Genomic DNA, 1,747 nt, shown 5'->3' on the forward strand with positions numbered 1-1,747 from the left:
TCATTGGGCGTTAGGTTATCAGTTAACCTAACTATTGACTGCATAATAAGAGCCGTATGAATTGAGAGGTTCACGTACGGTTCTGTGAGAAGTTTGGGGTGAAATCCCCCTTACTTACTCAACTAGCAATAGTTCTATTCTTTTCTAATAATCACAATCTTACCTAAACTATAAGTTGTATCATCGTTACTTAAATTATTTTGAGGTGTAGTCTGTGTTATATTCCAGTATCGAGAAGTATAATTACTAAATTCTATTACATTTGTTAAGTTGTTAATTTGTACAGATATTACTAAAAATTTTATATATGGATCCTCTAGTGTTTGTATATAGCATCTTATTTTATCTCGGTCATCATTAATTATCCAAGTTCCAGACATTTTACCTGTATCTGTGGATAACCTATCATAATTGGATATCAAGGTGAATCCGACTATTTTATCAGCATCACGAACTGTTAAAGTTTGATCTCCAGTTCCTATTGCTATTGTTTCATAAGTTGTTTCAAGATTTTTATTTAACTTTTGCCAAACATTGCCATCAAAATAATAAAATCCAATTTCTGTAACATTCATTGTTTTGGCATTATTAGTCCCACTTAGGTCAGTAACATAAATTATTACTCCAATTTGGTCTGTCCCATATCCTATTTTATTAATAAGTTGTGAGCGTAATATCCTTGGAGGTAATAGCCCATCAGTTTCTGTTACTAATGTTGGATTTCCATTAATATCTAATGTTGACTTTGGGTCTGTAGTTCCAATACCAACCTGTGCATATAAATTTGCACAAAATAAAATAAGGAATGATAAGAAGATTGTTTTTTTTATTTTCATTTTTTTTAATTATTGCTAACGGTTACGTATAAGAATAGTGCGTAGTTTGTGTGCGTGGATTTTCCGTAGGAAAATCATAAGCAAGCAAACTCTTATTTACTCTTGATTGAGTGCTAAACTAAGTATTATTTTTATACAATGTTGTGTGCTGTTATTTTTCTATACAAATTAGGTAAGATATTTTCTAAATCAGATATTTTCCAATTTCGCTCTCGTTTCGTTTTATTAAAAGCTATCTCTGACATAATTTCTTCTTCCTCTTTTTGTATTTCGGGTTTTTTCCAAAATTCAATTTCTGCTTTTTTACAATCTCTTTTATTATTTCCTGTTTTGCTTTTGTATAAACCTGTTGCTATTTCCATTAAAGATGAATATTCACAACCTCTTTTAGTGGTTTCTATTTTTGCTAGATAATCAGCATTCAATAAAGATTCTAAGTAAGTAGTTTTTCCTTGAACAATTAACCAACCTGCAAAATGATACGTGTTTGTGTAAGTACCATTATTAATTAAAAATTGTGCTGTCCAAATTATATTGTTAGGTTAGATATAACGGCAGTTTCATAAACTTCATAAATAAGTATGAAATGCATTAAATCATTACTTGAAAGTTTTGATAATTCAGACTTAAAGTTTTGAGTAAGCTCTGAGCTATTATTTGATTTTTCTTTTACAACGGGTTTTTATAAGTTTTGTACGACTGGAAAATCGGAGATTTTTCGGTTGTAGCAAATCTTATGTTTAATGGTTGTCGTTAATATTTAGTTTAAATTTAAGCATAAATTTTATACATTGTGCCTGTTGCACAAACACGATTAAATATAGCCAAAAAGTTGTAAAAAAGGGTTAAATTTTGTACTTTCATGGTATGCAAGGCAAGAAAGAATATCAAGAAAAATTGTTTGCAAACTT

Annotated in this window: 2 protein-coding genes; both read right to left on the reverse strand. The window is 29.5% G+C overall.

Annotation, left to right across the window (positions count from 1 at the left end; translation table 11 throughout):
* Nucleotides 1–134: 134 nt before the first annotated feature.
* Entirely contained in the window at nucleotides 135–836 is a 702-nt protein-coding gene (locus tag DAD81_RS20620) for a hypothetical protein (RefSeq protein ID WP_111710373.1), read from the reverse strand.
* 131 nt (nucleotides 837–967) lie between these two features.
* The gene (locus DAD81_RS20625; RefSeq protein WP_157961216.1) at nucleotides 968–1,198 is read right to left on the reverse strand and encodes a hypothetical protein; all 231 of its coding nucleotides are present in this window, start codon (nucleotides 1,196–1,198) and stop codon (nucleotides 968–970) included.
* Between the last annotated feature and the right edge of the window lie 549 nt (nucleotides 1,199–1,747).

This window comes from Lutibacter citreus (assembly GCF_003260195.1).
In the GTDB taxonomy this organism is placed as follows: Bacteria; Bacteroidota; Bacteroidia; order Flavobacteriales; family Flavobacteriaceae; genus Lutibacter; species Lutibacter citreus.

Bases quoted from the DNA above. Each gene is read 5' to 3' on its own strand.
- DAD81_RS20620 (WP_111710373.1), bottom strand. From the start codon at position 836: ATGAAAATAAAAAAAACAATCTTCTTATCATTCCTTATTTTATTTTGT.
- DAD81_RS20625 (WP_157961216.1), bottom strand. From the start codon at position 1,198: ATGGAAATAGCAACAGGTTTATACAAAAGCAAAACAGGAAATAATAAA.